Source organism: Actinosynnema sp. NPDC059797, assembly GCF_042732085.1.
In the GTDB taxonomy this organism is placed as follows: Bacteria; Actinomycetota; Actinomycetes; order Mycobacteriales; family Pseudonocardiaceae; genus Actinosynnema.
On record NZ_JBHWIE010000565.1, the window covers coordinates 1 to 3,328 of the forward strand.

Here is a 3,328-nt window from a genome sequence, read left to right on the forward strand (position 1 = left end):
GCGGTGTTCTGGTCGAAGGCGGCGGCCAGCCAGTCGCCCGCCAGCGCGGCCGGCGTGCTGCCGCCGGTGACGAAGCCCAGGTAGCGGGGCCCGGCGGAGGCGGTGAAGCCGGGGGCCCAGCGGCGCGCGAACAGGTCCACCGCGCCCTCGAAGCCGAGCCCGGTGACCGGCGGAGCGGCGGGCTCGGCGGGTTCGACGGGCCCGGTGGACCCGGCGAGGTGGGGCTCGGTGGACCCGGCGGCTCCGGCCAGGCGGGGCACGGCGGGCCGGTCGGGCAGCCCGGTCAGCGCGGAGGCCGCGTAGCGGCTGATGGCGGCGAGCAGGTCGGGCAGCCGGGCCAGGTCGTCGAGCACGGGTTCTCCAGTTCCGCGAGGGGACGGCAGCACCCTAGGCACGTCCGCCCCGCGCGGTCCCGATCCACTTCGCCGAAACTGGCCTGCCGGCCGCCGACCCACCGGCGGCCCGAAGCACGCTGATCCGCCGGGCACCCGGCCCACGCCAACCCGCCGACCGCCCCGGCCCCTGCCGCCCGGCGCCGGCTCAGCGGACGTGCAGCGCCGCCACCCGGCCCGGCGACTCCGCCCGGGCCGCGGGCACCACCGGCTCCGCGCAGATGTTCTTGGCCACCGACAGCAGCTGCACCACGTCCGTGGCGAAGGCGAACCCCCGCGCGTGCTGGTCGCCCGCGGCGTGGAACAGCCGGTAGGCCCGGATGACCCACTCGGTCAGCGAATCGTCCCGCAGCACCTCGTGCTCGCGGTGCCCGTTGACCGTCACGGTCAGCTGCGAGTGGTCGTCGTCGTCGCTGACCGCGAAGTGGCCCACCGCGACGCCCCGCTCGAACTCCACGGTGATCCGCCGCTCCCGCACCGGCGAGGTCAGGTCCGAGCTGATCTCCGTGCGCACCCCGTTGTTGTGCCGCAGCCCCACCCGCGCGCCGCCCATCCTGGGCACCACCGCGTCGCCCACCACCAGGTCGAACCCGGCGGCGTGGGTCACCCGGGCGCTGCCCGCCAGCCGCAGCGCCAGCCCGACCCCGTGCGGCAGCTCCACGTCGAACGCGGTCGGGTGGCTCGGCGAGGTCAGCGACCGGCGGAAGTGCGGCTTGTTCTGCACGATCGAGATCGACCGCGGGTCGCCCAGCGACGCGCCCCGCACCAGCCCGATCAGCCGCTCGGTGAGCGCGCTGGTCAGCCACGGCTCCACCACCGCGACCCGCAGGCCGTGCTTGCGCCGCAGCCTGGTGATCCGCGCGAGGTCGTCGGTGTCCGCGGCCAGCGGCTTCTCCACGATCACGTTGCGGAACCCGCGCTCGGCGAGTTGCGCGACCACCTCGGCCCGCACCGCCGGCGGTGTGCACACGTGCGCCACCGTCTCGGCCGGGTCCAGCAGCGCGGCCGCCTCGGCGAGGCTGCCCACCATCGCCAGCCCCGGCCGCTCCGCGGGCAACCGGCTCGGGTCGCACGCGACGACCGGCCGGTCGTCGAACAACTGCCTGACCGAGGCCCGAGCCCTGGCCAGCACCGGCAGGTGCAGGTCCGCCCCGGCCCGCCCCAGCCCCACGACGAGTGTCCGCACTAGAGAGCCCCGCCTGTCCCGTGTTGTCGCAGAAGACATCGAAAATATCGACCGGAATACCCGCCGAAGACGTTAGTCGGCGATGTGCCGACGTTGTCAACACCGTGACCGCGAGTTGACCAGGAAGAGTGAACTAGCCGGTGCCCCAAGGCTCTCCGTGATGCCTGACATACGCTCGCAAGCGGAGCGACGACAGCGGAGGTGAGTGCGCTGACCGTGCCATTCTTCACGCGATCGGACACATTTACCGATTTGTGGGAGGCCGCTCGGCGGCATATTGTCGAAGTGGTCGAGAAGGGCGAGTTCCCGCCCGCGGGCGAAGCGCTCGAATTCAAAAGCGAGCCGGCCTCGCACCTCGGCGCGCCCGTCCTCCCGCCGCGGGGGTGGGCGTGACCACCTCCACCCCCGCCCGCGCGCTGGTCGTCGAGCAGCACCGCTGCCTGTCCGCCGCCTACGACCCGCTGACCTTCACCCGCCTGGCCCAGACCGGCGTCCGCCGGGCGTGGCGGTGCCTGGAGGTCGGCGCGGGCGGCGGCAGCGTCGCGCACTGGCTCGCGGCCCGCGCCGGCTCCGTGCTGGCCACCGACCTCGCGCCCGAGCACGTCCCGCCCGCGCCCCGGCTGACCGCGGTCCGGCACGACGTGGTGCGCGACCCGCTGCCGGGGGACGCCTACGACCTGGTGCACGTCCGGTTCGTGCTGCGGCACCTGCCCGAGCGCGACGCCGTGCTGCGCAAGCTCGTCGCCGCGCTCAAGCCCGGCGGCTGGCTGCAGGTCGACGAGTTCGACAACTCCTACCGCCCCGTGCTGCTGGCGCCCGACGCGTGGTCCGCCGAGCTGTACGAGAGGTTCCTGGCGGTCGAGGAGGCCATGTTCGACGACTCCGGCGTGGACGGCGCGTGGGGGCGCAAGGCCGCGGCCGCCATGGCCGCCGCCGGGCTGGTCGAGGTGGACCCCCGACCGGTCCTGCACCCGTGGCGGGCGGGCTCGCCGGGCGTGCGGCTGATCGCGCACACCACGCGCCTGCTGCACGACCGCCTGATCGCGGCCGGCATGACGGGGGCGCAGCTCGACGGCGTGCGGGCGCTGCTGGCGGACGAGCGGTTCGCCGCCACCTCGCCCGTGGTGTACTCGGTGCACGGGCGGAAACCGGCATGACCACCTCGACGGTGGCGGCCGTGCCCTGGTCCGGGCCGGTGGACCTGAAGCTGGGCGGCGAGCTGGACGTGCAGGCCGCGTGCGGGCTCATGCACGTCCACGGCCGCCGCTTCGGGCGGCCCACCCCGCTGGGCCTGGACTACGCCTCGATCCTGGCCGGCGAGCTGGCCGCGCTCGGCGTCGCGGCGCTGGAGCCGGCCCGGCTGCGCGGCGCGGCCGTGCGCTCGGCGACCACGTCCGTGGCCCAGGCCGCCCTGCTGGCGGTGTCGCAGTACCTGGCCGCGGCCACCGCCCACGACCCGGTCGGGCCCTTCGACGTCGGCGGGCCGCCGTTCGTGTCCGGCGACGGGGTGGCCTTCGAGCTGGAGGCGCCGGACGCCGAGGTCTGGCGGCGCTTCTGGACCGCCCTGCGCGCCGACGCGCGGGCGGTGGCCGGGGCGTGGCGGCCCTTCGCCGACCGCTTCGCCACCGCCACCTGCCCGCTGCCGCCCGAGCTGACCGGCGTGACCGCGCGGCTGCCGTTCCAGTTGCTGGAGCGCGCCGCCGCCTCCACCGGGATGAGCCTGGTGCGGGTGGCGAACCGGGTCCTGGAC

General features: G+C 75.5%; 4 protein-coding genes and 1 pseudogene. 3 read left to right on the forward strand and 2 right to left on the reverse strand.

The genetic code is table 11. From position 1 onward, the window contains the following. Nucleotides 1-353 (reverse strand): annotated as a pseudogene (locus tag ACFV4N_RS41650) (hypothetical protein); the annotation flags it as partial. A 187-nt stretch (nucleotides 354-540) separates the two neighbouring features. Beyond that, a complete protein-coding gene (locus ACFV4N_RS41655; protein WP_499678211.1) occupies nucleotides 541-1,578 on the reverse strand; it encodes a Gfo/Idh/MocA family protein in 1,038 nt (345 codons plus the stop codon). Nucleotides 1,579-1,779: 201 nt separating this feature from the next. Here ACFV4N_RS41655 and ACFV4N_RS41660 point away from each other — a divergent pair, with 201 nt between their 5' ends. The 3 genes from ACFV4N_RS41660 to ACFV4N_RS41670 all read left to right on the forward strand — a co-directional run. Further along, complete coding sequence (locus ACFV4N_RS41660; RefSeq protein WP_499678212.1) at nucleotides 1,780-1,971, forward strand: hypothetical protein; 192 nt, start codon at nucleotides 1,780-1,782, stop codon at nucleotides 1,969-1,971. Continuing rightward, nucleotides 1,968-2,735, forward strand: coding sequence for a methyltransferase (locus ACFV4N_RS41665; protein ID WP_499678213.1), 768 nt, complete (start codon nucleotides 1,968-1,970; stop codon nucleotides 2,733-2,735). Before ACFV4N_RS41660 ends, ACFV4N_RS41665 begins: the two co-directional genes overlap by 4 nt. After that, the coding region (locus ACFV4N_RS41670; protein WP_499678214.1) for a CoA transferase at nucleotides 2,732-3,328 on the forward strand (597 nt) is incomplete at its 3' end. The genes ACFV4N_RS41665 and ACFV4N_RS41670, both read left to right, overlap by 4 nt.